The 632-nt window shown below is 61.7% G+C and carries 1 protein-coding gene; it reads right to left on the bottom strand.

Features of this window, described 5'->3' with window-relative positions; translation table 11 throughout:
- Positions 1–332 precede the first annotated feature (332 nt).
- Positions 333–632, bottom strand: a 300-nt coding sequence (locus ACYVDE_RS25425) for a hypothetical protein (RefSeq protein WP_460504296.1), incomplete at its 5' end; no start/stop codon positions are given.

Genomic DNA, 632 nt, shown 5'->3' with positions numbered 1-632 from the left:
TTGGCGGCAAACAGCCGGTGCAGCGCGGCTACGGTATCGGCCGCCGTGCGGGCCGGGGCGGCCGTGGGCACAAGGGCAGCGGGAGAGGTTTGGGCGTTGGTGCTGAGGCTGGCGGCCAGCAGGCAAACGGAGAGCAGAAAAGGCTTCATGGTGGAGAGGAGTAAAATGATGTTGCAAACATCCGTACCCACACTCCGCTCACCAAATCCGGCTTCAATTCCGAAAAGTCCTTTTATTATCTTTTAAAACACGTTCGGTCAATCACATACCACAAAATTTCAGTTCCATAAACATCCCATTTTAACAAACTTATAGTTGGGTAAGCCCTGCGGTTAGCCCACCGCTTGTAGCTCGCGGTGCAGTGTCCGGACCAGGTGCTGGGCTTCGTCGAGGCGCGAGGCGGCGTAGCGCTCGGCTTCGGCGGGGTCGTCGGTAGCCCATTCGCTGAGCTCGGCCAGGGTGGCCAGACGGGTGAGCGACTGCTGCACGGGCCCGTCGAAGCGGCTGCGCAGGGAGTGCAGCTGGGCCGAACCGGGCGGGTAAGCGGCCTGGATGCGCAATAAGTCCTGGGCAACCAGCGTCAGGGCTTTCAGGAGGGCCGACTCGGCCTCGGTGAGGCGGCGGGGCTGCTG

The sequence above is a fragment of the Hymenobacter agri genome, assembly GCF_054778495.1.
The sequence above is the reverse complement of the archived record's forward strand: the minus strand, read 5'-3'. Positions and strand labels throughout refer to the sequence as shown.